The sequence below is a fragment of the Streptomyces sp. NPDC006140 genome (assembly GCF_040628815.1).
Classification (GTDB): domain Bacteria; phylum Actinomycetota; class Actinomycetes; order Streptomycetales; family Streptomycetaceae; genus Streptomyces.
Genome location: NZ_JBEXTS010000003.1, coordinates 116,013 through 142,596 on the forward strand (window position 1 = coordinate 116,013; position 26,584 = coordinate 142,596).

Annotated in this window: 31 protein-coding genes; 19 read left to right on the top strand and 12 right to left on the bottom strand. The window is 72.9% G+C overall.

The genetic code is table 11. The annotated features are described in order from the left end of the window. Positions 1–41: 41 nt before the first annotated feature. The 9 genes from ABZ386_RS09970 to ABZ386_RS10010 are packed head-to-tail and all read left to right on the top strand — an operon-like array spanning position 42 to position 4,924. On the top strand, positions 42–476 hold the full coding sequence (locus tag ABZ386_RS09970; RefSeq protein ID WP_114256334.1) for a gas vesicle structural protein GvpA: 435 nt from the start codon (positions 42–44) through the stop codon (positions 474–476). Continuing rightward, entirely contained in the window at positions 473–1,246 is a 774-nt protein-coding gene (locus tag ABZ386_RS09975; protein ID WP_351343161.1) for a GvpL/GvpF family gas vesicle protein, read from the top strand. Before ABZ386_RS09970 ends, ABZ386_RS09975 begins: the two co-directional genes overlap by 4 nt. 4 nt (positions 1,247–1,250) lie before the next feature. Continuing rightward, the gene (locus ABZ386_RS09980) at positions 1,251–1,514 is read left to right on the top strand and encodes a gas vesicle protein GvpG (protein ID WP_114256336.1); all 264 of its coding nucleotides are present in this window, start codon (positions 1,251–1,253) and stop codon (positions 1,512–1,514) included. Further along, complete coding sequence (locus ABZ386_RS09985) at positions 1,511–2,200, top strand: DNA primase (protein WP_351343158.1); 690 nt, start codon at positions 1,511–1,513, stop codon at positions 2,198–2,200. The genes ABZ386_RS09980 and ABZ386_RS09985 overlap by 4 nt, the downstream gene beginning before the upstream one ends. Continuing rightward, entirely contained in the window at positions 2,197–3,321 is a 1,125-nt protein-coding gene (locus ABZ386_RS09990) for an SRPBCC family protein (protein ID WP_358964512.1), read from the top strand. The genes ABZ386_RS09985 and ABZ386_RS09990 overlap by 4 nt, the downstream gene beginning before the upstream one ends. Next, complete coding sequence (locus ABZ386_RS09995) at positions 3,318–3,656, top strand: gas vesicle protein (RefSeq protein ID WP_114256339.1); 339 nt, start codon at positions 3,318–3,320, stop codon at positions 3,654–3,656. Before ABZ386_RS09990 ends, ABZ386_RS09995 begins: the two co-directional genes overlap by 4 nt. After that, positions 3,653–4,408, top strand: coding sequence for a GvpL/GvpF family gas vesicle protein (locus ABZ386_RS10000; protein WP_355721420.1), 756 nt, complete (start codon positions 3,653–3,655; stop codon positions 4,406–4,408). The genes ABZ386_RS09995 and ABZ386_RS10000 overlap by 4 nt, the downstream gene beginning before the upstream one ends. A 16-nt stretch (positions 4,409–4,424) precedes the next feature. Then, entirely contained in the window at positions 4,425–4,613 is a 189-nt protein-coding gene (locus ABZ386_RS10005) for a gas vesicle protein (protein WP_003994122.1), read from the top strand. Next, positions 4,610–4,924 (top strand): gas vesicle protein K, encoded by a 315-nt coding sequence (locus ABZ386_RS10010; RefSeq protein ID WP_114256341.1) that lies wholly within the window; start codon positions 4,610–4,612, stop codon positions 4,922–4,924. Before ABZ386_RS10005 ends, ABZ386_RS10010 begins: the two co-directional genes overlap by 4 nt. A gap of 55 nt (positions 4,925–4,979) precedes the next feature. On the opposite strand, the gene ABZ386_RS10015 is transcribed toward ABZ386_RS10010, so the two are convergent. The 3 genes from ABZ386_RS10015 to ABZ386_RS10025 all read right to left on the bottom strand — a co-directional run bounded on the left by ABZ386_RS10015 (position 4,980) and on the right by ABZ386_RS10025 (position 7,611). Continuing rightward, positions 4,980–5,150 carry a hypothetical protein gene (locus ABZ386_RS10015; protein WP_020270859.1) on the bottom strand — a complete coding sequence of 57 codons (171 nt, stop codon included), beginning with the start codon at positions 5,148–5,150 and terminating at the stop codon, positions 4,980–4,982. Positions 5,151–5,192: 42 nt separating this feature from the next. Continuing rightward, entirely contained in the window at positions 5,193–6,014 is an 822-nt protein-coding gene (locus tag ABZ386_RS10020) for a class I SAM-dependent methyltransferase (protein WP_358964718.1), read from the bottom strand. 103 nt (positions 6,015–6,117) lie between these two features. Beyond that, positions 6,118–7,611 carry a diacylglycerol kinase family protein gene (locus tag ABZ386_RS10025; RefSeq protein ID WP_351343150.1) on the bottom strand — a complete coding sequence of 498 codons (1,494 nt, stop codon included), beginning with the start codon at positions 7,609–7,611 and terminating at the stop codon, positions 6,118–6,120. 93 nt (positions 7,612–7,704) lie between these two features. On the opposite strand from ABZ386_RS10025, the gene ABZ386_RS10030 reads away from it, so the two are divergent. Beyond that, positions 7,705–8,247 (top strand): MOSC domain-containing protein, encoded by a 543-nt coding sequence (locus ABZ386_RS10030; protein WP_355725950.1) that lies wholly within the window; start codon positions 7,705–7,707, stop codon positions 8,245–8,247. Between the two features lie 53 nt (positions 8,248–8,300). Further along, on the top strand, positions 8,301–9,920 hold the full coding sequence (locus ABZ386_RS10035) for an ATP-binding cassette domain-containing protein (protein WP_351343146.1): 1,620 nt from the start codon (positions 8,301–8,303) through the stop codon (positions 9,918–9,920). Between the two features lie 31 nt (positions 9,921–9,951). Here ABZ386_RS10035 and ABZ386_RS10040 read toward each other — a convergent pair whose 3' ends face one another. Then, on the bottom strand, positions 9,952–11,052 hold the full coding sequence (locus tag ABZ386_RS10040; protein ID WP_351343144.1) for a Vms1/Ankzf1 family peptidyl-tRNA hydrolase: 1,101 nt from the start codon (positions 11,050–11,052) through the stop codon (positions 9,952–9,954). A 65-nt stretch (positions 11,053–11,117) separates the two neighbouring features. On the opposite strand from ABZ386_RS10040, the gene ABZ386_RS10045 reads away from it, so the two are divergent. After that, positions 11,118–11,405, top strand: coding sequence for a DUF6158 family protein (locus ABZ386_RS10045; protein ID WP_114256347.1), 288 nt, complete (start codon positions 11,118–11,120; stop codon positions 11,403–11,405). A gap of 106 nt (positions 11,406–11,511) precedes the next feature. Here the strand turns inward: ABZ386_RS10045 and ABZ386_RS10050 are convergent, their stop codons facing one another. The 5 genes from ABZ386_RS10050 to ABZ386_RS10070 form a co-directional block, all read right to left on the bottom strand. Beyond that, positions 11,512–13,653: a catalase gene (locus ABZ386_RS10050; protein WP_358964515.1), complete on the bottom strand. Its 2,142-nt coding sequence runs from the start codon at positions 13,651–13,653 to the stop codon at positions 11,512–11,514. Beyond that, a complete protein-coding gene (locus tag ABZ386_RS10055; protein ID WP_351343139.1) occupies positions 13,653–14,195 on the bottom strand; it encodes a type 1 glutamine amidotransferase domain-containing protein in 543 nt (180 codons plus the stop codon). The genes ABZ386_RS10050 and ABZ386_RS10055 overlap by 1 nt, the downstream gene beginning before the upstream one ends. 5 nt (positions 14,196–14,200) lie before the next feature. Beyond that, the gene (locus tag ABZ386_RS10060; protein ID WP_358964516.1) at positions 14,201–14,875 is read right to left on the bottom strand and encodes a diguanylate cyclase; all 675 of its coding nucleotides are present in this window, start codon (positions 14,873–14,875) and stop codon (positions 14,201–14,203) included. Then, positions 14,872–15,303 carry a CBS domain-containing protein gene (locus ABZ386_RS10065; protein WP_114256350.1) on the bottom strand — a complete coding sequence of 144 codons (432 nt, stop codon included), beginning with the start codon at positions 15,301–15,303 and terminating at the stop codon, positions 14,872–14,874. Before ABZ386_RS10065 ends, ABZ386_RS10060 begins: the two co-directional genes overlap by 4 nt. An 83-nt stretch (positions 15,304–15,386) precedes the next feature. Continuing rightward, complete coding sequence (locus ABZ386_RS10070; RefSeq protein ID WP_114256351.1) at positions 15,387–15,788, bottom strand: DUF2795 domain-containing protein; 402 nt, start codon at positions 15,786–15,788, stop codon at positions 15,387–15,389. Positions 15,789–15,947: 159 nt separating this feature from the next. Here ABZ386_RS10070 and ABZ386_RS10075 point away from each other — a divergent pair, with 159 nt between their 5' ends. Continuing rightward, positions 15,948–16,133: a hypothetical protein gene (locus tag ABZ386_RS10075; protein ID WP_114256352.1), complete on the top strand. Its 186-nt coding sequence runs from the start codon at positions 15,948–15,950 to the stop codon at positions 16,131–16,133. On the opposite strand, the gene ABZ386_RS10080 is transcribed toward ABZ386_RS10075, so the two are convergent. Continuing rightward, a complete protein-coding gene (locus ABZ386_RS10080) occupies positions 16,084–17,880 on the bottom strand; it encodes a thiamine pyrophosphate-requiring protein (RefSeq protein WP_358964518.1) in 1,797 nt (598 codons plus the stop codon). The genes ABZ386_RS10075 and ABZ386_RS10080 overlap by 50 nt on opposite strands. A gap of 241 nt (positions 17,881–18,121) precedes the next feature. Here ABZ386_RS10080 and ABZ386_RS10085 point away from each other — a divergent pair, with 241 nt between their 5' ends. From ABZ386_RS10085 to ABZ386_RS10100, 4 genes are all read left to right on the top strand, one after another. After that, positions 18,122–18,916, top strand: a complete 795-nt coding sequence (locus ABZ386_RS10085; protein WP_358964520.1) for an RNA polymerase sigma factor SigF — start codon at positions 18,122–18,124, stop codon at positions 18,914–18,916. A gap of 193 nt (positions 18,917–19,109) precedes the next feature. Next, positions 19,110–19,817, top strand: a complete 708-nt coding sequence (locus ABZ386_RS10090; RefSeq protein WP_355727005.1) for a hypothetical protein — start codon at positions 19,110–19,112, stop codon at positions 19,815–19,817. A gap of 239 nt (positions 19,818–20,056) precedes the next feature. Further along, positions 20,057–21,304 (top strand): aminotransferase class I/II-fold pyridoxal phosphate-dependent enzyme, encoded by a 1,248-nt coding sequence (locus ABZ386_RS10095; protein WP_356615843.1) that lies wholly within the window; start codon positions 20,057–20,059, stop codon positions 21,302–21,304. Then, a complete protein-coding gene (locus ABZ386_RS10100; protein WP_355727664.1) occupies positions 21,301–22,353 on the top strand; it encodes an MBL fold metallo-hydrolase in 1,053 nt (350 codons plus the stop codon). The genes ABZ386_RS10095 and ABZ386_RS10100 overlap by 4 nt, the downstream gene beginning before the upstream one ends. Positions 22,354–22,440: 87 nt before the next feature. Here the strand turns inward: ABZ386_RS10100 and ABZ386_RS10105 are convergent, their stop codons facing one another. Then, a complete protein-coding gene (locus tag ABZ386_RS10105) occupies positions 22,441–23,061 on the bottom strand; it encodes a VTT domain-containing protein (protein WP_351343354.1) in 621 nt (206 codons plus the stop codon). 29 nt (positions 23,062–23,090) lie between these two features. Continuing rightward, positions 23,091–23,864 carry an MBL fold metallo-hydrolase gene (locus tag ABZ386_RS10110; protein WP_355727666.1) on the bottom strand — a complete coding sequence of 258 codons (774 nt, stop codon included), beginning with the start codon at positions 23,862–23,864 and terminating at the stop codon, positions 23,091–23,093. Between the two features lie 83 nt (positions 23,865–23,947). Between ABZ386_RS10110 and ABZ386_RS10115 the strand changes: the two genes are divergently transcribed. Further along, positions 23,948–24,349 carry a hypothetical protein gene (locus ABZ386_RS10115; protein WP_031118186.1) on the top strand — a complete coding sequence of 134 codons (402 nt, stop codon included), beginning with the start codon at positions 23,948–23,950 and terminating at the stop codon, positions 24,347–24,349. 162 nt (positions 24,350–24,511) lie between these two features. After that, on the top strand, positions 24,512–26,530 hold the full coding sequence (locus tag ABZ386_RS10120) for a phage holin family protein (RefSeq protein WP_351343121.1): 2,019 nt from the start codon (positions 24,512–24,514) through the stop codon (positions 26,528–26,530). The last annotated feature ends 54 nt before the right edge of the window (positions 26,531–26,584 follow it).

A 26,584-nucleotide genomic window follows, 5' to 3' on the forward strand; every position in this document is an offset into this window, starting at 1 on the left:
CCGACCGGAACCACACCCACACACGAGGAGGAACAGCCGGCATGACTGTCGTACCGGCACAGCAGACCGGCGGCGGAGGCGGCAGCAGCGGTCTCTACGACGTGCTCGAACTCGTTCTGGACAGGGGGCTCGTGATCGACGCGTTCGTTCGAGTGTCCCTGGTCGGTATCGAGATCCTGAAGATCGACGTCCGCGTCGTCGTCGCCAGCGTCGACACCTATCTGCGCTTCGCCGAGGCGTGCAACCGGCTCGACCTGGAGGCCGGGCCGCGCAAGGACCCGGGCCTGCCCGACCTGGTCGGGGAGATGACCGAGTCCGGCGCCCGCGGCAAGTCCAAGGGGGCGCTGTCCGGCGCCGCCGAGACCATCTCCGACGCCTTCAAGCAGGCGCGGAGCGAAGGCTCCGAGCGTGAGACCGAGTCGCGTCCGCGCGCCCGCAAGAGCACGTCGGCCCGCCGTAAGGAGGAGCAGGAGTGAGCACCTACGTCTACGGCATCGCGGCGAGCTCGCACCCCGGGCTCCCCGAGGGCATGGGCGGCGTCGGTGACCCGCCCCGCCCGGTGCGCATCCTGCGGGAGGGCGACCTGGCGGCCGTCGTCAGCGAGGCGCCCGAGGGGCTGCGGCCCAAGCGCAAGGACCTGCTCGCCCACCAGAACGTGCTCAGCGAGGCGGGCGCGGCCGGCTGCGTGCTGCCCATGCGGTTCGGCAGCGTCGCCCCGGACGACAAGTCGATCACCGGGGTGCTCGCCGAGCGCGCCGAGCACTACAAGGAGCGCCTGCGGGCCCTGGACGGCCGGGTCGAGTACAACGTCAAGGCCAACCACGTCGAAGAGGCCGTCCTGCACCAGGTGATGGCCGAGAACCCGGAGATCCGCGGCCTCGCCGAGGCCAACCGGCAGGCGGGCGGCGGCAGTTACGACGACAAGATCCGGCTCGGCGAGATGGTCGCGGCCGCCGTCAAGGCCCGGGAGGCCGACGACGCCGCCGCGCTCCAGAGCGTCCTGGAACCCGTCGCCGAGGCGGTGAGCGTGGGCCCCGAGTCCACGGGCTGGCTGGCCAACGTGTCGTTCCTGGTGGACCGGGAGTCGGCCGAGAACTTCCTGGCCGCGGTGGAGCAGGCCCGCAAGGACCTGCCGCACCTGGAGGTGCGGGTCAACGGCCCGCTGCCCCCCTACAGCTTCGTCGAGCCCGGCCCGGCCGAGCCCGCGGGCACCGCGGCGAGTGGCACGGACACCGGAGCGGGGTGACGACGTGGGCCTGATCTCGGAGGTGCTGCTGCTGCCGTTCGCACCGGTGCGCGGCAGCGCCTGGGCCATCAGACAGGTGCTCCAGGAGGCCGAGCGGATCTACTACGACCCCGCCACGGTCCGGGCCGAGCTGTCCCGTCTGGAGGAGCAGTTGGAGGCCGGAGAGATCACGGAGGAGGAGTTCGACCGCCTCGAGGACGAACTCCTCGACCGGCTGGAGATCGCGTCGCGCGGGAGCGCGGGAACAGGCAACGGGACAACACCATGAACCGAGTGGGACTGGGTCTCGCCATAGGGGCCGGATACCTCCTGGGACGGACCAAGAAGCTGAAGATGGCGGTGGCCGTCGGCGGCCTGGTCGCCGGGAAGAAGCTGAACCTGAGTCCGCGCATGGTCGCGGAGCTGCTCCAGCAGCAGCTGCGGAACAACCCGCAGTTCAAGGAGATCGGGGACCAGCTGCGCGAGGACCTGCGCGGCGTCGGCAAGGCGGCCTCCGGCGCCATGGTCGAGCGGCAGATGGACGCCCTCGCCGACCGGCTGCACGGCCGCACCGCCCAGGTGCGCGACCAGTTGACGGGCGTGGTGCCCGGCGGCAAGGACGAGGACGCCGACGCCGAGGACGCCGAGTACGAGGACGAGGAGCCGGAGGACTCCGGAGCCGACGAGGGCGAGGAGCCCGAGGCGCAGGAGCCCGAGGACTCCGGCCCTGACGAGGGCGAGGACGAGGACGAGGACGAGGAACCGGAGGCGAGGAAGGCCCCGGCCAAGAAGGCGCCCGCCAAGAAGCCGGCGCGCAAGGCCCCGGCGAAGAAGGCCGCCGCCAAGAAGGCCCCGGCGAAGAAGGCGGCGGGCCGGAAGGCCGCGGCGAAGAAGACGGCCGCCAAGAAGGCGACCGCCGGGAACAGGGGCGGCAGTGCCCGCTCCCGGCTGCCGAAGGGAGGCGGTGAGGGATGACCGACACGCTCGGAACAGGTACCTCCGCCGCGAAGGGAGCGGCGAAGAACCCGCTCACCGACCTGGCGCACAGCGAGGCCGCCGACCGGCTCAAGGCCGAAGTCCAGGAATACCTCGCCGCCCAGGCCACGCGCATGCTGACCGGAGTGGGCCGCAAGCTCGGCGAGACCACCGGCAAGCTGAACGACATCGCCGAGGGCAACAGCCCCGGGTTCGCCAAGCTCGCCCTCGAAGGCGGCCGCAAGCTCACCGAGGGCAAGGGGCCGCTGCGCACCGCACTGGAGACCGGCGGTTCGCACCTCAAGGACAAGGTCACCGGCGCCGTCAAGGGCCTGGGCGGCAAAGGCAAGGGCAAGGGCCGCTCCGGCAACAAGCCCACCGTCATCATCGAGCACATCGACGTCGGCGTGCCGCTGCGCACCGCGTACGACCAGTGGACGCAGTACCAGGACTTCAGCACCTTCGCGAAGGGCGTCAAGAGCGCGAGCCGCGCCGACGACACCACCTCCGACTGGCAGGCGAAGATCTGGTGGTCCAACCGCAGCTGGAAGGCGACGACGACCGAGCAGGTCCCCGACGACCGCATCGTCTGGACCTCCGAGGGCGCCAAGGGCTCCACGAAGGGAGTCGTCTCCTTCCACCGGCTCGCCGACAACCTCACCCGGGTCCTGCTGGTCATCGAGTACTACCCCTCCGGCTTCTTCGAGAAGACCGGCAACATCTGGCGCGCCCAGGGCCGCCGGGCCCGGCTCGACCTGAAGAACTTCGCCCGCTTCATCACGATCAAGGGCGAGGCGGAGGACAGCTGGCGCGGCGAGATCCGCGACGGTGAGGTCGTCCGCAGCCACGAGGACGCCGTCGCCGAGGAGGAGTCCGAGGAGGAGTCCGAGGAGGAGTCCGAGGAGCGCCCCGAGGACGAGGAGCCGGAGGACGCCTACGAGGACGAGGAAACCGAGGAGGAGGAAGGCGAGGACGAGCCCGAGGGCGAGTACGAGGACGAGGAAGAGGCCGAGGCCGACTACGACGAGGAGGCCGAAGGCGACGAAGAGCCCGAGGACGAGGAGCCCGAGGGCGAGTACGAGGACGAAGTCGAGTACGCCGAAGGCGGGAGCCGGCGATGACGACGCCCCACAGGATGCCCGAACCCTACGGCCAGGGAGGCGGCGCCAACCTCGCCGACATCCTGGAACGGGTGCTCGACAAGGGCATCGTCATCGCGGGCGACATCCGCATCAACCTGCTCGACATCGAACTGCTCACCATCAAACTGCGGCTGATCGTCGCCTCGGTGGACAAGGCGAAGGAGATGGGCATCGACTGGTGGGAGACCGACCCGGCCCTGTCCTCGCGGGCCCGCCGCGACGAACTGGCCCGTGAGAACGCCGAGTTGCGCGAGAGGCTGGCCCGGCTGGAGGAACTGGAGCCCGGCCGCGCGGAGAAGAAGGAGGCACCGTGACCGGACTGCGGTACGTCTACGCCGTCTGCCGCCCCTTCGGCACACCGCTCCAGGCCCAGCTGACGGGGGTGGCGGGCGATCCGCCCAGAGCGCTGACCCACCACGGCCTCGTCGCCGTGGTCAGCCACGTGCCGGAGCGGGACTTCGCGGAGGAACCGCTCCGCGCCCATCTGGAGGACCTGGACTGGCTCACCGAGACGGCCCGGGCCCACCAGGGCGTGATCGACGCGCTCACCACCGTCACGACCCCGCTGCCGCTGCGGCTCGGCACCGTCTTCCGGGACGACAGCGGCGTACGGACGATGATCGAGGCGCGCGAGGAGGACTTCCGGCGCACCCTCGACCGGCTGGAGGGCCGCGTCGAGTGGGGCGTCAAGGTGTACGCCGAGTCCGAACCGCAGGAGAGTCCCCGGCCCGCGCAGAAGGCCACCTCGGGCCGGGACTACCTGCGGCAGCGGCGTATGCAGACCCGGTCGCACGAGGAGATGTGGCAGAAGGCCGAGAATTTCTCGACCCGGCTGCACGAGCAGCTTTCCGCATTCGCGGAGGATTCCCGGCTGCATCCCCCGCAGAATCCCGCACTGTCCAAGGCGACCGGGCGGAACGTACTGAATGCCGCCTATCTCGTGCCGCGCGCGCATTCCGAGGAATTCGTGGAGATGGTGGACCGCACGAAGGGCGAGGTGCCCGGAATGCGGGTCGAACTCACCGGGCCCTGGGCCGCCTATTCGTTCGCCGGGGAGGACGCATGACCGACGGGGAGAAGCCGTGACCGTAGTGGAACGCCGTGAGGTCGCCCTCGTGGACCTGCTCGACCGGCTGCTCGCCGGCGGCGTCGTGATCACGGGGGACATCACCCTGCGCATCGCCGACGTCGACCTCGTCCGTATCGACCTCAACGCGCTCATCAGCTCGGTGAACGCCCAGGTGCCCTCCCCGTTCGAGGAGTTGCTGTGACGTCCCCCGACCACCACCGGCCCGAGCCCCGGCCGCACCGCAACCGGCTGGACCTGGAGCCCGACACCGTCGAGCGCGACCTGGTCAAACTCGTGCTGACCGTCGTGGAACTGCTGCGCCAGCTCATGGAGCGCCAGGCGCTGCGCCGGTTCGACGTGGGGGATCTCAGCGAGGACCAGGAGGAGCGGATCGGGCTCACCCTGATGCTGCTGGAGGAGCGGATGGCGGAGCTGCGCGACCGCTACGGACTGCGGCCCGAGGACCTCAACCTGGACCTCGGGCCGCTCGGACCGCTGCTTCCCCGGGACTGAATCAGTCCCGGGGAAGCGGGGGGGGGGATTATTCACCGCCGGTGAGGCGGCTCATTCACCACCTGTACCAACGGCCCCGGCCGCCGGCTGCCGACGTACCACGGACGAAGAATCCCAGCAGCCACAGGACGAGAACCGCCAGTGCGATCCACCAGAGTACCTTTACTGCAAATCCGGCGCCGAACAGAACCAAGGCCAGAAGCAGCACCAGCAGGATGGGAACCATAATTCGAACCTCCTGCTTTCAGAGTGTCCCGGAAATCGGGTTTCAGGCTTCCTTTCGGCAGAGAATTTCTCCGTGCAGCACGCTGAACCAGCCGTCCTCGCGTTTCCCCCACTCCCGCCAGGCGTCGGCCACGGCCCGCAGCTTCGCCTCGCTCGCGTGCCCGCCCTGCCGGGCCCGGTCCGCGTACGTCGACGCCAGCGTGCGGTCGGCCCACAGCCCGCTCCACCACGCCCGCTCCTCGGGCGAGGCGAAGGTCCAGGTGCCGGCGGTCGCCGTGATGTCGGTCAGGCCGGCCCGCATCGCCCAGGCCTTCAGCCGACGTCCGGCGTCCGGCTCGCCGCCGTTGGCGCGGGCGACCCGGCGGTAGAGGTCCAGCCAGTGGTCGAGCCCCGCGGACGCCGGGTACCAGGTCATGGCCTCGTAGTCGGCGTCCCGCACGGCGACGATGCCGCCGGGCCGGACGACCCGCCGCATCTCCCGCAGCGCCCGCACGGGGTCCCCCACGTGCTGGAGCACCTGGTGGGCGTGGACGACGCAGAACGTGTCGTCGGGGTAGTCCAGGGCGTGCACGTCGGCGACCGCGAAATCGACGTTGGCCAGTCCCCGTCCGGCCGCCGTGGCCCGGGCCTGCTCCAGGATCTCCGGCACCCGGTCGACACCGGTGACGTGCCCGTCCGGTACGAGCGCCGCCAGGTCGGCGGTGATGGTGCCCGGACCGCAGCCGATGTCCAGGACCTTCATGTGGGGCTTGAGCGAAGGCAGCAGGTACGCGGCCGAGTTGGCGGCGGTGCGCCAGGTGTGCGAGCGCAGTACGGACTCATGGTGCCCGTGGGTGTAGACGGCGGTCTCCCGTGGTTCCGGCATGGCGGATCCCACCCCTTCCGTTCCGGTCGGCATGAGATCACCGTACGCATCTCGCCCGAATAATGAGACCCACGTATCAAGATATGGACTAGCTGACGATGCGTCAGTAACCGGTGATGGGCCGGTACACGGTCAGCGCCTGGGGCAGCTTCTCCAGCTCCACGCGGCCCGCCACCTCGGTCACTTCACCGTCGTAGGCGAGGAGCGTGCCCGGCGTCACGTGGTCCAGGCGCAGCCGGCCCACTTGGACGGCCGCGTGCGCGGGGGAGCGGGTCAGGGGCCCGGCGAGGGCGGCGGCGAGCAGCCGCACCGCGGGCCGGCGGCCGCCGTGCACGACCCGCACGTCGAGCTGCCCGTCCGCGAGGTCCCGCCGGCGTCCGGACGCCAGGCCCATGCGGTGATAGGTGCCGTTCCCCGCGAACAGCAGCCACAGGGGCCGGGTACGGCCCTGGAACTCCGCCTCCAGCGGGTGCCGGTCGGCCCGCAGCACCCGCAGCGCCGCGAGCACACCGGCCGGCCAGCCGCCGATCCGGTGCGACCAGCGCTCCCGCTCGCGCACCAGCTCCGGATAGACGCCGACGCTGCACGTGTTGAGGAAGACGCCCTCCTCGCCGCCGCAGGAGTACCGCCCCACGTCCACGCGCACGGCGTCGCCCTGGCGCAGCGCACGGGCCAGATCGCGCACGTCCTCCACGCCGAGGTCGTAGGCGAAGTGGTTGAGGGTGCCGCCGGGCAGCACCGCGAGGGGCAGGCCGGAGCGCAGCGCGACCCGGGCGGCGGTGTTCACGGTGCCGTCACCGCCGCACACCCCGAGGACCCGGGCCCGGGAGGCCGCCTTGGCCAACTCGGCCGGGACGTCCTCCGGCCGGCATTCGACGACCTCGGCGCGCGGCAGGGCGTCCCGCAGGGCGCGGGCCCGCTCGGCGGATCCGGAGGCGGTGTTCGCGACGAGGACGAGCCCCTCGCCCTCCAGCAGCGCCGGGACCTCGGCGCGGGGGCGGCCCGGCGGGGTGGCCTGCCCCCGCGTCGGCACCAGGCCCCGGACGGCGAACGCGGCGCCCACGCCCAGGGCGGCGCCCGCCAGGACGTCGCTGGGGAAGTGGTCGCCGGTGGAGACGCGGGAGAGGGCGACCGAGGCGGCCACCGGGGTGACGACCGTGCCCCAGGCCGGGGACTCCAGGGCGACGCCGGCGGCGAAGGCGGCGGCCGACGCGGCGTGCCCGGAGGGGAACGACGTGGTGACCGGCCGCCGCCGCACCCGCCGGAGCAGCGGGACCGGGGCGAGCGCCGGGCCGGGGTGGCGGACCGTGCGCTTGCCGAGGGCGCTGACGGCGAGGGAGGCGAGGCCCAGCGAGGCCAGGCCGCGGGTTGCCGCGCGGCGGGCACGGGGGGTGCGGCTCGCCGCGAGGGCGGCGGCGGTCACGCACCACAGCGCGCCGTGGTCCGCGCCGCGGCCCAGCCGGGACAGGACGGAGCCGGCCCCCGTCCGGCGCCGGGCCGCGGCGGCCTCGAAGAGACGGCGGTCCACAGCGAGGGCGCGGCCGCGCAGGGGATGGTGCCCGGGCTTCGTGGCGAGGTCCAGGTCGGGGGGATTCATGAGGTGCGGGTACCCGGCGGGGGGTGGACACACCGGCCGCCCCCGGGCAAGCTCGTGGCTGATCATGGTGGCCGGACAGGGGGAGACGACGACATGAGCGGGCGCGTGACGGCGGTCAGCAGCAACGGGGAGTACTCGTTCACCAAGCCCAACCGGGACAGCATCACCCTGCTCGCCGGCCTCGGGGTGGAGGGGGACGTGCACGCCGGGGTCACGGTCAAGCACCGCTCGCGCGTCGCGCAGGACCCCACGCAGCCGAACCTGCGCCAGGTCCACCTCATGCACGAGGAGCTCTTCGCCGAGGTCGCCGAGGACGGCTTCGAGGTGGCGCCCGGTCAGCTGGGCGAGAACATCACCACGGCGGGCGTCGACCTGCTCGGCCTGCCGACCGGCACGCTGCTGCGCATCGGGGACTCCGCGGTCCTGGAGGTCACCGGCCTGCGCAATCCCTGCGTGCAGATCGACGCCTTCCAGGGCGGGCTGCTGAAGCGGGTCGTCGGCCGGGACGAGGCGGGGAACGTCGTGCGCAAGGCCGGGATCATGAGCGTGGTGCGGGAAGGGGGCGTGGTGCGCCCCGGCGACCGGATCGAGGCGGAGCTGCCCGCCGAGCCGCACCGGCCGCTGGAGCGGGTCTGACCGTTCGGAAATGCGTTTGCCCGGCGAGTGCGGCGCCGCGGAGAATCGCGGGCATGGGTCACCTCGAAGCCGCACACCTGGAGTACTACCTGCCCGACGGACGGGCCTTGCTGGGTGATGTGTCCTTCCGGGTGGGGGAGGGCGCCGTGGTCGCCCTCGTGGGGCCCAACGGCGCCGGCAAGACCACCCTGCTCCGCATGCTCGCCGGCGAGATCCGGCCGCACGGCGGATCCGTCACCGTCGGCGGCGGCCTGGGCGTGATGCGGCAGTTCATCGGATCCGTACGCGACGAGACGACCGTACGGGACCTCCTCGTGTCCGTCGCGACGCCCCGCATCCGCGAAGCGGCCCGTGCCGTGGACGCCGCCGAGCACGCCCTCATGACCGTCGACGACGAGGCCGCGCAGCTGAAGTACGCGCAGGCGCTCGCCGACTGGGCCGAGGCCCGCGGCTACGAGGCCGAGACGCTGTGGGACATGTGCACCACGGCCGCGCTCGGCATCCCGTACGACAAGGCGCAGTGGCGGCAGGTCCGCACCCTCTCCGGCGGTGAGCAGAAACGCCTCGTCCTGGAGGCGCTCCTGCGCGGCACCGACGAGGTCCTCCTCCTCGACGAGCCCGACAACTACCTCGACGTCCCCGGCAAGCGCTGGCTGGAGGAACGCCTCGCCGAGACCCGCAAGACCGTCCTCTTCGTCTCCCACGACCGCGAACTGCTCGCCCGCGCCGCCCAGCGGATCGTCTCCCTGGAACCCGGCCCCGCCGGCGCCGACGCCTGGGTGCACGGCGGCGGCTTCGCCACCTACCACGAGGCCCGCCGCGAACGCTTCGCCCGCTTCGAGGAGTTGCGCCGCCGCTGGGACGAGAAGCACGCCCAGCTGAAGAAGCTGGTGCTGAGCCTGCGTCAGGCGGCCACCGTCAGCCACGAGCTGGCCTCCCGCTACCAGGCCGCCCAGACCCGGCTGCGCAAGTTCGAGGAGGCCGGGCCGCCCCCGGAGCCGCCCCGCGAGCAGGACATCAGGATGCGGCTCAAGGGCGGCCGCACCGGCGTACGGGCCGTCACCTGCGAGGGACTTGAGCTGACGGGCCTGATGAAGCCCTTCGACCTGGAGGTCTTCTACGGCGAACGCGTCGCCGTGCTCGGCTCGAACGGCTCCGGCAAGTCGCACTTCCTGCGGCTGCTCGCCGGGGACGACGTGGCGCACACGGGGGAGTGGAAGCTCGGCGCCCGGGTGGTGCCCGGCCACTTCGCCCAGACGCACGCCCACCCGGAGCTGGAGGGCCGCACGCTCCTGGACATCCTCTGGACCGAGCACTCCCAGGACCGCGGCGCCGCCATGTCCCGGCTGCGCCGCTACGAGCTGACCAACCAGGCCGAGCAGACGTTCGAACGGCTGTCCGGTGGTCAGCAGGCCCGGTTCCAGATCCTCCTGCTGGAGCTCCAGGGCGTCACGGCCCTGCTGCTCGACGAGCCGACCGACAACCTGGACCTGGAGTCCGCCGAGGCCCTCCAGGAGGGCCTGGAGGCCTTCGACGGCACGGTCCTGGCGGTCACCCACGACCGCTGGTTCGCCCGCTCCTTCGACCGCTACCTGGTCTTCGGCAGCGACGGCCGGGTCCGGGAGACCCCGGACCCGGTCTGGGACGAACGCCGGGTGGAACGGGCGCGCTAGGTCTCCTGGGACGGAGCCCGTTCGTTCCCGCTCACTTCCAGCGCAGCAGCGCCCCGAGGCCGCCCACCGGCACCTCGCGCTCGGACACCGACAGCGCGGGCGCGTCCGTCGCCACCGCCGACCGGATCAGGGCGTCGTCCGCCCGGGCCGGCCAGGAGTGCTGCTCGCCGAGAACCTTCAGATCCGTGCGGCGCACCGCCAGCTGGTCCGGGTCCTCGCCGATCCACACCTCGCGGTGCGCGTCCGGCCCGTCCACCCTGATCAGCAGCTCGTCGATGCGATGCTCCCGCGCCGCCTCGACCAGCGCGGGCACGCCCTCCACGGCCCCGGCCCGGCCCTCGTCGTCCGGGTTCCGGGCGGCGCGGAACCGCTCCAGCTCCGCCTCGGCCTGCCGCGCCATGTGCTCGGCGCGGGCCCGCTCGACGTCCTCGTCGAGGAGCCGGCTGCCCGTGCCGTGCGGCGCCTGGACGACCCGGTCGTGCAGCCGCTTGGGCAGCCGCTCGTACACGGACCGCCGCTCACGGTCGTCACCGACGAGAATGAGCAGGTCGGCCCCGGTCTCCTCCTGGCACACGGCGAGCGCGTCGGCGATCTCCGCGGCGTTGTGCTCCCAGGTGTTCTCCACCCGCAGCTGGAAATGCCGCTCGGACCAGTCCACCGAACTCGTCCGGTGCACCGGCCACTGGCGCCCGGTGACGCTCCCGGCGTCCTCCCGGCCCAGCGCGCTGCGCAGCTCGAAGTCCGCGCCCTTGCGGTCGACGTACGCCACCACGCACACCGGGTTCTCGCCGGCCAGCTCCAGCAGCGGCGTGACCCGCGGCAGCGGGGCCCACTCGGCCCAGTCGCCGCCCTGCGGGGGACGGACCAGCGGCGGGTCCAGGACGACCTGGCCGGCCCGCGCGAACAGGGCTCGGCCGTGCGGTTCGGACGAGTGCCGCAGATCCTCGATCGCGTTCTGCACGGCCCGGCAGGTCGCCTCGTCCGCGCCCTGCGCGGCCAGCTCCCTGGCCATCGCCTGGGCCGTCAGGTGCCGCTCGTGGGGGGTGTCCTCCGTGTGCCGGGAGGTGTCGACGTACACAGAGGCCCAGGGCCCCTGGTGTTCGTACAGTGGGTGCAGAAATGCGAGATCCATGGCTCCCTCCCGGATGCCGCTCGGGGGTAGTGCTCAGTTGCTCCCGGGGCGGGTACCCGGACCACATGAACGAACACGACGAGCGGGGCGACACCATGACCGGAGTGGACCCTGACCGGCTGGACGACCAGCAGCTCATGAAGGAGCTGGAGACCATCCACCGCACGCGCCACGACACGCTGCTGTACGGCTCGAACGACGCGCTGCGGGCCCACAACGAGCGCATGGCGCAGTTGGAGGGCGAATTCCTGCGCCGCAACCCGCGCCGCCCGGTCGCCGCGGGCCGCACACGCGAAGGGGCCCGGGAGCGCGGGAGCGGGGAGTCGGCGACTCCCACGACCCCCGGCACCTGAGCCCCTCGGAGGACAGACAGGAGGACAGACAGACAGACCGGAACCCGGGAACAGAGCCCGGCGTGTCCGGGGACCGGACCGGAGACACCCGGCCCGGCCCTGCCCTTCAGCGCCGTACCGGCGGACGCCCCCAGTGCCGGTGCGCCGCGATCGCGGCCACGAACGCGTCCAGGAACTCCTCGCTCGCCGGCCCCGGCGACGTGTCGGTCACTACCCCCTGGTCGGTGACGACCCGCTGGAACTCCGTCGACAGGTGGAGCCCCTCGGGCTCCAGCGCCGACAGCACTCCCACGCCCGAGCCGAGCGCGCCCACCGGCTTGCCGTGCCGGAAGGCGTCCCGCACGAACCGCACCGCGTCCGGGTCGGCCGCCGTCGGCGGGGTGCCGACCGGCCCGCCGGGCAGCAGCACGGCGTCGTACAGCACGGACGCCACGGTCGGCAGCGCCCGGTCGACCGCGTACGTCTCGCCGTCGGCGCCGGTGATCGTCCCGTCCGCCGGGGCCAGCGCCTCGACGATCGCCCCCTCGGCGGCCAGCCGCTCCCGCACGGAGGTGATCTGCTCGGCGTCCACCCCGTCGGTGACGAGGACCGCGATCTGCCGGGTCCGGATCGAACCGTCCCCGCGCAGCGACTCGAGGCTGAGGGCGGGGGAGACCTGCTTGCCGGGGGTCTCCGCCCCGGCCGGTACCGGTACGCCGACGCCCCGCGCCACCCGCGCGGCCAGGTCCCCGTCGACCTTGGCCAGGTGCTCGACCGTACGGGCCCGCACGGTCATCGCCCCGACCTTGCCGAGCTCGAACCGGAACGCCTCCACGATGTGCTGCTTCTCCCAGTCCGCCATGCTGTTCCAGAACAGCGCGGTCTGGCTGTAGTGGTCCTGGAAGCTGGGGCTGCGCCGCCGGATCTTGTGGCCGTCGACGCGTTCCGTGAAGGGGGTACCCCCTGCTCGAGCGGATCCGAGAGCTTGGGGGCGGGTGTAGGCGCCCGCACCGGCACCCGCGTGGGCCGGGCAGCCCCCGCCCAGCGAGTTCGGGAAGTAGTTCGTGCCGGAGTGGATCGCGCTCTGGTGGTAGCCGTCGCGCTGGTTGTTGCGCACCGGTGCGACCGGCCGGTTCACCGGCAGCTGCGAGAAGTTGGGCCCGCCGAGCCGGATCAGCTGCGTGTCCAGGTAGGAGAAGTTCCGGGCCTGGAGCAGCGGGTCGTTGGTGAAGTCGATGCCGGGGACGACGTTCGCCGTGTGGAAGGCGACCTGCTCGGTCTCCGCGAAGAAGTTCTCCGGGTTGCGGTCCAGCACCATCCGGCCGATCGGCCGCACCGGCACCTGCTCCTCCGGGATGATCTTCGTCGGGTCGAGCAGGTCGAAGTCGAAGGCGAACTCGTCCTCCTCCGGCACGAGTTGCACCCCCAGCTCCCACTCGGGGTACTCGCCCGCCTCGATCGCGTCCCACAGGTCACGCCGGTTGAAGTCCGGGTCGCGGCCCTGGCACTCCTGCGCCTCGTCCCACACCAGCGAGTGCACACCGAGCCGCGGCTTCCAGTGGAACTTCACGAACGTGCCCTTGCCGTCCGCGTTCACGAACCGGAAGGTGTGCACGCCGAAGCCCTGCATCATGCGGTAGCTGCGCGGGATCGCCCGGTCCGACATCAGCCACATGATCGCGTGCAGCGTCTCGGGCTGGAGCGACACGAAGTCCCACAGGGTGTCGTGCGCCGACGCGCCCGTCGGGATGTCGTTGTGCGGCTCGGGCTTCACCGCGTGCACGAAGTCCGGGAACTTGATGCCGTCCTGGATGAAGAAGACCGGGAAGTTGTTCCCGACCAGGTCGTAGTTCCCCTCCGAGGTGTAGAACTTGGTCGCGAAGCCGCGCACGTCCCGCACGGTGTCCGCCGAGCCCTTCGGGCCCTGCACGGTCGAGAACCGCACGAACACGGGCGTGCGCACCGACGGGTCCTGGAGGAACGCCGCGCGGGTGAACTCCGCGCAGGACTCGTACGGTTCGAAATACCCGTACGCGCCCGCGCCCCGGGCGTGCACCACCCGCTCCGGGATCCGCTCGTGGTCGAAGCGGGTGAGCTTCTCCCGGAAGTGGAAGTCCTCCATCAGTGTCGGGCCGCGCTCCCCGGCCGCCAGGGAGTCGTCGGTGTGGTCGACCGCGACTCCCTGGTCGGTGGTGAGCGGCCCGCCGGCCGGGTCGTCCGCCCCGGCCGCCTCGCGCTGCTCCTGCTTGCGGTCGGCGGGAGAGGCCATCAGGCGGCCTCCTCGGCGAACACGTCGAGGAACGTCTCGCAGAACGCCTTCAGATCGTCGGGCTTGCGGCTGGTGACCAGCTTGCCCGCCCCGTGGTCACAGACCTTCACCTGCGCGTCGACCCAGGTGCCGCCCGCGTTGCGGATGTCGGTCCGCAGGCTCGGCCAGGAGGTCAGCGTCCGGCCCCGTACGACGTCCGCCTCGACCAGCGTCCACGGCGCGTGGCAGATCGCGGCCACGGGGCGGCCCTGCTCGAAGAAGTCCCGGACGAACGCGACGGCCTTGGCGTCCATCCGCAGGAAGTCCGGGTTGGCCACGCCGCCCGGCAGCACCAGGGCGCCGAACGAGCCGGGCTCGGTCTCGCCCACGACCTCGTCCACGGGGAAGGTGTCCGCCTTGTCGAGGTGGTGGAAGGCCTGGATCTCACCCTGCTTCGTCGACACCAGCACGGGCTCGTGCCCGGCGTCCTTCACGGCCTGCCACGGATCGGTCAGCTCGACCTGCTCGACGCCCTCGGGTGCGACCAGAAAAGCGATACGCATGATGTTCAACGTCCTTTCCCGGAGCCCGCGGCGCTCCAGTGCGCCGCGTCGCTCCTCGTGTTCTTGTCGTTCTTGCGGTTCCTGCGGCCCGCGCGCACGCACCGCAGCAGCTCCTCGCCGTACGGCAGCAGCACGCACGTGCCGATCGCGGCGGCGATGCCCGCCAGGTAGCCGCGCGACAGCGGCCGCCGCCGCAGCACCAGCCGCCACGCGTCGGGGTCGCCCCGGCCGCCGCGCAGCAGGGACTTCACCTGGTCGGCGTGCAGGCACATCAGGGCGGCCAGCGCCCCGAACGGCAGCGACTCCAGGAAGCTGTGGATGTGCTGCTCGACCGGCTTGACCTCCCGGTCGCTCCCGACGGCCGTACGGACGTCCCACAGCGCCGTCGCCTCGTGCACCGCGGCGCCGCCCAGCTGCACGCTCAGCAGCAGCGGGTTGACCTCGTAGCGCAGGGTGAGGGTGATCGGGATGCCGACCTCGGCCATCATCAACGAGTGGATGAGGGACTCCTTCGTCCCGGCCGTCTCCTCGATCCGGGTGCGCCGGTGCATCACCCAGTCGGCCACCCCGGGCACGAACCAGCTGGGCAGCAGCCCGTACATCAGGTACCGGGTCGTGGCGTCACCGACGTCCACGGTGACGCCGGTGGCGCTGATCTCCCTCGCCTGATCCGTGCTCATGCACCACCCCGGGTGTCCGGCTCCGCGCGGCTGATGTCGGCGAGCGCCGACGCGGGGTCCTCGGCCTCGGCCACGTCGCCGAGGCTCACGATCCCGACCGGCAGCCCGTTCTCCACCACCGGCAGCCGGCGCACCGCGTGCTCGCGCATCAGCGTGACCGCGGTCGCCACCGGGTCGTCCGGCGTCACGGTCACCGGATCCGGCGTGCACACGGCCCGTACGCTCACCGACATCGGGTCGGCACCGTCGGCGACGGCCCGCACCGTGATGTCACGGTCGGTGAGCACACCGATCACGTCCTGCCCGTCGGCCACCACCACGTCGCCGATGTTCTGGGTGCGCATCAACTGCGCCGCCTCCACGAGCGAGGCGTCCGGGCGCACGGCGACCACACCCGGAGTCATCACGTCCTTCACCAACTCGGCCATCACGGGGCCCTCCCTCGGCTCCCACGCCGGTGGGGGCACCGCGGCGCGCCGGACGACGCCCCGCGGTGCCCCCGACGCGGTTCCTACGCGTACTCCTCCGGCCCGGTCTCCCGGGCCCGGACCAGGGCCTCGGCCAGCTCCTGGACGTTGCCGTAGCGCTTCTGGCGCGGCAGCCGCTCCAGGGCCTCGACGAGCGCGTCGGGCGCCTGGTGGCCGCGCAGCTCACGGGCCAGCTCACGCGGGCTCGCGGGGAACGCCCTGCGGCCCAGCATCCGGGCCAGCTCCAGCCGCACCGACTCCAGGGACGTCGGCCGACGGCTCGGCGTCACCGGCCCGTACGCGACCTCGGGGTCGTCCTCGGCGGCCGGCTCCGGGTCGTGCCACTCCTCACTGCGCGTGGGGTGCCCGGACCTGAGCAGACCCTGCAGTTCGTGCTTCATCTCGTCGTCCCGGTGGACGCTCAGCCGGTCGCTGCCTCGCTGCATGTCTCCCTCCAGACCTTCGGGGGTCCGCACCGCGTACCCGAACACCGGGAGCCGACACGGGTTCGGCCCACCGGATCACCGCCGCACGCCCTGGTTTGCGCCATGGCCTGCGGGAGACCCGGATCACACCCCCCACTCATCTCTGGGGAAGGACACGCCATGGCGATGCTCGCTGTGCTCATCCCGCTGCTCATGCTCGGAGTGGTGCTGGTGCTGGGCCGGTACGAGGAACTGCTGCTGCCACAGGACGACGCCGACCGGCACGAACCGGCCGGCGCCCCCGCCCCCGCGGCCGCTACTTCTTCTTCTCACGCCCCGGCAGGAACTCCTGCACCTTCGCCTTGAAGCCCTGCTTGACCATCGATCCCCGGTCCGCGTCGCCCTTCAGGACCGACGCGGCGGTCGCCTCCATCTGGTCCCAGGTGGCGTGCGGCGGGATCGGTGGGACAGCCGGATCGGTCAGGAACTCGACCACCGCGGGACCGTCCGCCTCCAGCGCGGCACGCCAGGCCGGCTCGACGTCCTCCGGCTTCTCCACCCGGATGCCGGTCAGCCCCAGGGAACGCGCGAACGCGGCGTACTGCACGTCCGGCAGCTCCTGCGACGGCAGGAACGACGGCGCGCCCTCCATGGCCCGCATCTCCCACGTGACCTGATTCAGGTCGTGGTTGTTCCACACCGCGATCACCAGCCGCGGGTCCTCCCACTGGTGGCGGTACTTCGCCGCCGTGATCAGCTCCGCCATCCCGTTCATCTGCATCGCCCCGTCCCCGACCAGCGCGATCGCCGGCCGGTCCGGGTGGGCGAACTTCGCGCCGATCACGTACGGCACCCCGCAGCCCATCGTCGCCAGCGTGCCGGAGAGCGAGCCGCGCATGCCCGGCCGCATCGTCAGGTGCCGCGCGTACCAGTTGGCCGTCGAACCCGAGTCGGACGTGACGATCGCGTTGTCCGGCAGCAGCGGGTCCAGGGCGCGGGCCACGTACTCCGGGTTGATCGGATGGGCGTCGAGCCCCGCCCGCCGCTCCATGACGTCGTGCCAGCGGGTGACGTTGTCGCACACCGTGTCGTACCACTCGCGCCCGCGGCCCCCCTCGATCAGCGGGATCAGCCGCTCCAGGGTGGCCTTCGCGTCGCCGACCAGGTTCACCTCGTACGGGTAGCGCATCCCGACCATGTGCGGGTCGATGTCGATCTGCACGCCCCGCGCCTTGCCGAACTCCGGCAGGAACTGGCTGTACGGGAACGACGAGCCGATCGTCAGCAGCGTGTCGCAGTCCCGCATCAGCTCGTAGGACGGGCGGGTGCCCAGCAGGCCGATCGAGCCGGTGACGTACGGCAGTTCGTCGCTGAGGACGTCCTTGCCGAGCAGCGCCTTGGCGACGCCCGCGCCGAGCAGCTCCGCGATCCGCTCCACCTCGGCCCGCGCGCCGGCCGCGCCCTGGCCGACCAGAATCGCCACCTTGTCACCGGAGTTGAGGATCTCCGCGGCCCGCCGCACCGAGTCCTCGGAGGGCACCGCCGTCCACGAGCTGCGGTCCAGACTCGACGGGACCATCTTGAACTCGTGCGTCGGCGGCGAGTAGTCCAGCTCCTGCACGTCGCCGGGGATGATGACCGCGGTCGGGCAGCGCCGCGCGTACGCGGTGCGGATCGCCCGGTCCAGCACGTTCGGCAGCTGCTCCGGCACCGTCACCGTCTCCACGAACTCGGAGGCGACGTCCTTGTACAGCGTGTGCAGATCCACTTCCTGCTGGTAGGAGCCGCCCATCGCGGTGCGGTGCGTCTGGCCGACGATCGCCAGCACCGGGACGTGGTCCAGCTTGGCGTCGTACAGGCCGTTCAGCAGGTGGATCGCGCCCGGCCCCGACGTCGCGGCGCACACCCCGAGCCGGCCGCTGAACTTGGCGTAGCCGACCGCCTGGAACGCGGACATCTCCTCGTGGCGCGACTGCACGAAACGCGGCTCGTTCTCGGCCCGGCCCCACGCCGCGAGCAGACCGTTGATCCCGTCCCCCGGATAACCGAAGACCTGGTCCACCCCCCACTCGCGCAGCCTCTGCAGGACGTGGTCGGAGACCTTGGTGCTCATGTACGACCTCCCGGACGTATGGGGACAGAGCCAGCAGTACGAGTCACCCTGCGCGACGGCGGAAAACCTGGCCGGGTTTGCGGGCGGGGGCCGGGGGCAGGCGCACCTCAGTGCTTCGGACAGGAGGCACGCCCGTGGGAGCGGCGTATCGCGCCGTCACCGGCGCCCCTGGTCCGCACCGTCGACGCGCTCCCGCGGTGACTGTCCACCACAGAGCACCTCAAGGGAATTGCGACGCATCATGCCGACCCGAACCAGCGCGAAGCAGCACCCGCACGACGACGCCCCCGACACCGCCGAGGCCTTCCGCAGGCTCACCTCCATGCCCGCCGGCCCGGAGCGCGACGCCCTCCGGGACGAGATCGTCGAAGCCTGGCTGCCCATGGCGGACCGTCTCGCCGGACGCTTCCGCAGCCGCGGCGAGAACTTCGAGGACCTGCGGCAGGTCGCGGCCCTCGGCCTGGTCAAGGCCGTCGACCGGTACGACCCCGCGCGCGGCAACGCGTTCGAGAGCTACGCGGTGCCGACCATCACCGGCGAGATCAAGCGGCACTTCCGCGACCACATGTGGACCCTGCACGTGCCCCGCCGCGTCCAGGACCTGCGCAACCGCGTGCGCTTCGCCTCCCAGGACCTGTCCCAGACCATCTCCGGCCGCAGGCCCACCGTGGCCGAGATCGCCGCGCACGCGAAGATGAGCGAGGAGGACGTCCAGGTGGGCCTGGAGGCGCTGGAGAGCTTCACGGCGCTGTCCCTGGACGCGGAGCTGCCCGGCAGCGAGGACGGGTACTCGCTGAGTGACGCGCTGGGGTCGGTGGACCCGGCGCTGGACACGGTGGTGGACCGCGAGGCCGTGAAGTCGCGGCTGGCGGCGCTGCCGGAGCGGGAGCGGGCGATCCTGTACATGCGGTTCTTCTCCGACATGACGCAGAGCCGGATCGCCGAGGAGCTGGGGATCTCGCAGATGCACGTGTCCCGGCTGATCAGCCGGTGCTGTGGGCGGGTGCGGGAGCAGGTCATGCGGGATGTCGCCTAGCGCCGTGGGGGTTCCGGCGGTTTCGCGGGTGCCGGTCTTCTGTGGCTGGTCGCGCAGTTCCCCGCGCCCCTCGGGTGTTTCACTTTCACCCGTTCGGAGGGTGCTGTCCCGCTAATGGGGTCCGGTTTCGCGCGGGCCCGCTGCGGGCGGGCTGTCATGGCTAAGGGGCATGACAACCGAAGGAGTCCCCTCCATGCGCCGCAGCCCGCACGCCCTGTCCGTCGCCGTTCTCGCCGGGGCCGCCCTGGTGGGATTCGCGCCGGGCGCGTTCGCCGAACCCGCCGCCGAGGTCAGTCCCGCCACCGTCGAGCCCGGGGGCACGCTCACCGTCTCGGTCAGCTGTGACCCGACCGGAGGGCCGCCGCCCGACACCATCGACGCCACCTCGCAGGCCTTCGACGAGGGAACCGTGCCGTTGCGGAGGGTCACCGGCAACGACGACAAGGTGTCCGGCCCGGCCTACCGCGGCACGGCGCGCATCGCCTCCGCCGAGAACTTCGAGGGCGATCCGGACGCCCTGGGCGAGGACTCCGCCTGGACCGTGGACGGCACCTGCCCGGCCGCGCCCGGCGGGGAGGGCAAGCAGTGGAGCGCGACCTTCACGGTGGCCCACGGCTCCGGCCCCCACAAGCCGTCGCACCATCCCACCCACAAGCCCACGCACAAGCCCTGTCCCGAGTCCCCGCATCACCGACACCCGCAGCACGGCGACCAGCACCACCCCGCCCCGCACCACACCGACTGCGGCCCCGCGGCCGTCCAGCGCGGGGTGCGGGCCGGTGACGGCGGTGCCTTCACCGACTCCGTGCCGGCCCTGGTCGCGGGCGGGGTGCTGATCGCGGGCGCGTTCGGCGCCGCCGTGCACCGGCTGCGCAACCGCGAGACCGACATGTACCGCTGACCCCCCGGCGCGTACCGGCGCGCACCGGCGACACCGACGCCCCGCACGCCCCCCGCTTCCCCGCGCCGGCCCGCTCATGCTGTGACCGTCACAACCCGGCCGGGTGCCCATGGGGCGGCGGCGACCTGGGTACTCAGTGGCCGAGGGCACGAGTCGCACCGTACGGAACTCCGGGCAGCGGACAGGGCACGCGCCGAAGGCGACAGGACACGGCGGCACCAGGCACTGCGGAGGTACGGATGCGGCGGACGGACCCGGTAGGCCACGGCCCCGTCCGGTTCGGGCCCCCGCTCCCCGAGGACGGGCTGCCGGTGCTGCCGGAGCTGTCCGCGGTGCTCGCCGCCGCGGCCTCCCGCGGCGACCACGAACCGGTCGGCGGCGGACCGGCCCTGCGAGGGGCCGCCTGCGGCTACTGGGACCGGCGCGGACTGCACTGCGACCCCGACCGCGTGGCCGCCGGCCCCGGCGCGCCCGCCCTGCTGCTCGCGCTGACCGCCGCCCTCGGCGGCGACGTCCTCGTCCCGAGACCCTGCGCCGCCTGGTGGGCGCCGTACGCACGCCTGCTGGGACGCCCCTCCTTCCATGTGCCGACCCCGCCGGAGAGCGGCGGCGTCCCGGACCCGTACGCCCTGCTGGAGACGGTGCGCCGCGTCCGCGCCGAGGGCGGCGACCCGCGCCTGCTGGTGCTCTCCGTCGCCGACGACCCCACCGGGACCGTCGCCCCGCCCGAGCTGCTGCACGAGACCGTCGAGGCCGCCCAGGGGGAGGGCCTGCACCTGGTCAGCGACGAGACCTGGCGCGACACCCTGCACGACCCGCACGACACCGTGCTGCTCAGCCCCGCCGAGATGCTGCCCGACCGGGTCACCGTCGTCACCGACCTGGCCGGTGCCCTGCTCCCGCCCGGCTGGCCCGCCGCCGTGGCCCGTTTCCCGGCCGGCGAGGACGCCGACGGCCTCCACGCGCGCGTGCTCGACGTCCTCACCGCGCTCGACGCCCGGGTCGCCGCCCCCGTCGCCGCGGCGGCGGGCTACGCCCTGACGGAACCGGAACCGGTGACCGCGCGCGTGGCCGGGGCAGTGCGCCTGCACGCGCGCGTGGCGGCCGAGGCGCACGCCGCCGTGGTCGGCGCGGGCGCCCTCGCCCGGCCGCCGCAGGCCGGCCGCCACCTGTACGTCGACCTCTCCCCGCTGCGCCCCGCGCTGAGCGCGCACGGCGTCGGCGACGCGCAGGAGCTGGAGGACTTCCTCTCCGCCCGCCTCGGCATGCCCGCGCCGGGCGGCCACCGCTTCGGCGACGAGCTCGAAGCCCCGCGCGTGCGGCTCTCCACCGGCGCACTGGTGGCCGGCTCCGACACGGAACGCGCGGAATGCCTCACATCACCCACGCCGTTGGAACTGCCGCACGTGCACCACGCGTTGATCCACTTGAAGTCGGTCTTCGACGACCTCCGCGACGACGCTCAGCGATGGGAGCCTCCTCGATGACGCAGCAGTCCGAGTCGACCACGAGCACGACCACCCGGGAAGCCGATGGTCCCGCCCTCCCGTCCCCGCTCGCGCCCCCGTACCCGCCCCTGGCCGAACCCCGGCCGCTGGCCGAGCGGAGAGTGTGGCCGCGCACCTTCCACGACCGGCTGACCGCCCCGCTCCCCGGCCTGAAGGCCATGGCCCGTTTCGCCCGCGAGGGCGCCGTGAGACCCGGCCCGGAAGGCCTCGCCGACATCCCCCTGCTGCCCTACGCCCCGGCCCCCCTGCCCCGCGTCGACGCCCGCACGGTCGCCGTCACCTGGGCGGGACACGCCAGTTGGATCGTGCGGATCGGCGGACTGACCGTCCTCACCGACCCGGTCTGGTCCCGCCGCATCCTCGGCACCCCGGCCCGCATCACTCCCGTGGGCGTCCCCTGGGAGGACCTGCCCCGCGTCGACGCCGTGGTCATCAGCCACAACCACTACGACCACCTGGACGCCCCCACGCTGCGCCGACTCCCGCGCGACACCCCGGTGTTCGTGCCGGCGGGACTCGCCCGCTGGTTCCACCGCCGCCGCTTCACGCGCGTGACGGAGCTCGACTGGTGGGAGGCGGCCGAACTGAACGGCGTCCGCTTCGACTTCGTCCCGTCCCACCACTGGTCCAAGCGCACCCTCACCGACACCTGCCACAGCCTCTGGGGCGGCTGGGTCCTCACCGACCAGGAGGGCCAACGCGTCTACTTCGCCGGCGACACGGGCTACGGCCACTGGTTCTCCCGCATCGGCCGCCGCTACCCCGGCATCGACCTCGCCCTCCTCCCTATCGGCGCCTACGACCCCCGCTGGTGGCTCAGCGACGTCCACTGCGACCCGGAGGAAGCGGTCCGAGCGGCCCAGGACCTGGGAGCGACCAGGATGGCCCCCATGCACTGGGCCACGTTCGTCCTCTCGGCGGAACCGGTCCTGGAACCCCTCGCACGAGTCCGAGCGGCCTGGGAAAAAACGGGCCTGCCGCGCGAAAACCTGTGGGACATGCCGGTGGGCGCGTCAATGGTGCTGTAGGAGAACCGACCTGAAAGGGGCGCGGGGAACTGCGCGAACACCCCAGACCACCCGCACCCCGAAGACAACCGCGTACCACCAACGGCGCTACCGAACCCGCCGCACAAGACTCGGCACCACACTGATCAGCAAGGTCAGCCCGATCGCCGCCACCACACCCTCCCACGGCTCGTCGAACAACGACCCCCCGAGAATCCCGATCAACTGATACGTCACGGCCCAGGCCAGACAGGCCGGAAAGTTCCCCCGGGAGAACCGCCGCAGCGGCCACTTCGCCAGCAGACACGCCAGCATCACCGGAATCCGCCCCGCCGGCACCAGCCGGGACAGCACCAGCACGGCCACCCCGTGCGCGGCCAGTTTCCCCTGCGCCTGCGCCAGCCGGTCCTCCGGCGCCCGCGCCCGGATCGCCTCCAGCCACCGCGACCCGTTCTTCGACTTCATCCCGCGCCGCCCCAGCCAGTACAGCGCCGCGTCGCCCAGGAACGCCGCCAGCGACGCCGTCACGAACACCATCGCCAGCGAGAACGGCGCCGTCTGGTGGAACGCGACCACCGCCGCCGAACTCACCAGCGCCCCCGTCGGGATGACCGGCACCAGCGCCCCGACGAGCACGAGCAGAAAGAGCGTCGGATACCCGATCGCCTGCTGCGTGGACTCCGGCACCACGGACGCCGGGGTGACGGCCGACGCCGCCAGCAAAGGCACGCCGGCCCCCGCCAGGGGCGCGGACCAGGTCACCGCGCGCCCTCCAGGCGCACGCTCTCTCCGTGTCCCAGCCGGTGCACCGTCACGTCCGGCGCGTGCCGGGCCGCCAGCCGTACGAACTCGTCCCCGGGCGCATGGAACTCATGGGGGCGCACGGCGTCCATCCCGATCGGCCAGTACGTGCCGTAGTGCACCGGCACCGCACTGCTCGGCGCCAGCCGCGCCAGCGCCTCCGCCGCCCGGCCCGCGTCCAGATGCCCCTCGCCCAGGTACGGCCCCCAGCCGCCCACCGGCAGCAGCGCCACCTCGACCGGCCCGACCTCCTTGGCCATCTCGTCGAACAGCCCCGTGTCCCCGGCGAAGTACGTCCGCGCCTCACCGGCGATGACGTAGCCGAGAGCGGGGGAGCGGTGGGGTCCGAGCGGCAGCCGCCGCCCGTCGTGCCGCGCGGGCACCGCCCGTACGACGAGGTCGCCGACCGGTGTCTCGTCCCCGGGAGCCACCTCGCTCACCCGCAGGTGCGCGAGCCGGCGCAGACCGGGGACGGCCCGGCGCGCGCCCCGGGGCACGAGCAGGCGCGTGCCCGGCGCGAGCCCCATCAGCGAGGGCACGTGCAGGTGGTCGGCGTGCAGATGGGAGACCAGCACCACGTCCGCCCGCCGGGCGCCGGGCGGCGGCAGGTCTCCGCGCCGGCGGCGCAGGTGCGCGAGCCGGCGCGCGAACAACGGGTCGGTGAGTACGCGTACGTTCGAGTCCTCGACCGTGCAAGTGGCGTGACCCCACCAGGTGATCTCCACCGGCACTTCATTGCCTCCTTCGCGCGACTCCCCGAAGCCTACGTGCAGGAGTAGGGTCGGCGGCGAAACCGGAGGTGAGGGGGGACGCCATGGTGCCGGTCCGGGTCACGGCGATCGCGAGTCTGACGCCGCTGGAGGAGCTGGACGACGATCCGTTCCTCGTCGACTCCCGCAGCCAGCACGCGATGTGCGCCCGCTGGGCCGCCGAGCGGGGCTACGTGGTCAGCCGGGAGTTGCTGGTGCGGGGGCTGCGCCCCGACCACGGCGCGCTGTGGGACGGCGTCCGGCCCGGCCTCGACCTGTTCGTGGCGCCCAGCCGGCGGGTCCTGGAGAGCGCGCTCGCGTCCGTCGAGCAGTTCACCGCCGAGTGCGCGCGGCGCGGGGTACGGGTCGAGACGGTGGGGCACGCGGAGCCGGCGTACGACGCGGCGATGAAGGCGTGCGTGCACCGCCGGCTCTCCATGCCGACGGCGGGCTACGACGGCCGCTGAGCGGGGGCGGCCCCGACTCGAAGGACGCCGGAGGCACGGCAGGCCACCTCCAGGGCATTGAGAGACTGTGGGTGAGGACCCGCGGTCGGGGCGGGCCAGGACGTGAGGTGGCTGGACGTGCGGTGGCGGCGGGTTGCCAGTCAGGTGGGGCGGAGCGTCGCCGTGTGGGTGGTCTCCACCGTCACCATGCTCGTGCTCGCCGGGATCCTCCCGGACTTCCGGCTCCGGTCGGCCGACGGCGACAGCGCGACCGACATCGCCGTCACCGCGGCCTTCGGTGCCGGCGCCTTCGGACTGCTGTCGGCCCTGGTGTGGCCGCTGCTGGTCCGGCTGCTGCTCCTCGTGCCGGCGCTGGTGCTCGGGCTGCTGGTGTTCTTCCTCAACGGCGCGCTGCTCACGCTCGCCCTGCGCCTGAACCCCGCCGAGCGCGGCGCCGCCGCCCCGGAGACCGCCGTCGTGGTCGCCGCCGTGATGTCGGCCGTCGCGTCGGCGACGGGCGCCGCCCTGGCCGTGCGCGACGACGACGCCTACCGCCGCCGGCTGTACCGCCTCTCCGACCGCCGCCGCCGGTCCGGACCACCCTGCCCGGCCGGCCCCGGCACGGTCTTCCTGCAACTCGACGGCGTCGGCCACGACACCCTGCTGGACGCGGTCGGCAAGGGCCTGATGCCCACCGTCGCCCGCTGGCTCGGCCCCGGCGACGGCGGCCGCCCCACCCACCGCCTCACGCCCTGGCGCACCGACTGGTCCAGCCAGACCGGCGCCAGCCAGCTCGGCATCCTGCACGGCAGCAACCACGACGTCCCCGCGTTCCGCTGGTACGAGAAGGACACCCGCGAGGTCGTCGTCTGCAACCGCCCGACCAGCGCCGCCGAACTCCAGCGGCGTGCCGTCGGCTACGCGGGACACGACGGTCTGCTGAGCGTCGACGGCGCCTCCCGCGGCAACCTGTTCAGCGGCGGCGCCGGGCAGCAGGCCCTCGTGCTGTCGATCGCCACCCGCCGCCGCAGCCGCGAGAACCGCTCCCGGGCCGGGTACTTCGCCTACTTCTCCGACCCGGCCAACGCCGTGCGCACGGCGCTGTCCTTCGTCGCCGAGGTGGGCCGGGAGATCGGCCAGTCCACCCGGGCGAGGCTGCGCAAGCAGCGCCCGCGCGTCTCCCGCGGCGGCCTCTACCCGTTCATCCGCGCCTTCGCGACCGTCGTCGAGCGGGACGTCGTCGTGGCCGCCGTGACGGGCGACATGCTCGCCGGGCGCACCGCCGTCTACGCCGACCTCGTGGCCTACGACGAGGTCGCCCACCACTCCGGCCCGGCGAGCCGCGACGCGCAGAAGGTCCTCGAACGCCTCGACCGCTCCCTCGCGCTGATCGAGAACGTCGCCGAGCACGCCCCGCGCCCGTACCGGATCGTCGTGCTGTCCGACCACGGCCAGAGCCCCGGGGAGACCTTCCGCTCCCGCTACGGCCTCACCCTCGGCGACCTGGTGCGGGCCGGCTGCGGACTGCCCGTGCCGCGCCGCGCGGAGCGCACCCGCAGCGGCGCGGAGGCCCGCACGGCCGTGCGCGCCGCCCTGCGCATCCCGGTCGAGGAGGGCGAGGGGCAGCACCGCCCCGCGCGCCGCTCGGAGCCGATCGTGCTGGCCTCCGGCAACCTCGGCCTGGTCTCCTTCCCGGACGTCACGCACCGGATGAGCAAGGAGGAGATCGACGCCCGCCACCCCGCGCTGCTGCCAACCCTCGCCAACCACCCCGGCATCGGCTTCCTGCTGGTCCGCAGCGACCGGCACGGCGGTGTCGTCCTCGGCGCGTACGGAGCGGAGATCCCGCTGGCCGACCTCGACGACGACCCCGGCCCGCTCGCCCCGTTCGGGCCGGGCGCGGTCGAAGCGGTCCGCCGTACGCACACGTTCCCGCACACCGCCGACATCATGGTGAACTCCTTCCACGACCCGGCCGACGGCGAAGTCCTCGCCTTCGAGGAGCAGATCGGCTCGCACGGCGGCCTCGGCGGCGCCCAGGGCAAGCCCTTCCTGCTGTCGCCGCTCGTCCTGTCCGCGCCGGTGGAGGACGGGGCGGAACTCGTCGGCGCCGAGCACGTCCACCGCGTCCTGAGCCGCTGGCTGCGCGAATCGAACGGACCGCAGGTGCCGCTGGAGACGAGCGAGGAGCGCGCCGCCTGAAATTGGGCTGCGTTCGAGGAGCCGTGCTCCCACACTGGTGGGGCTCGTCTTCTC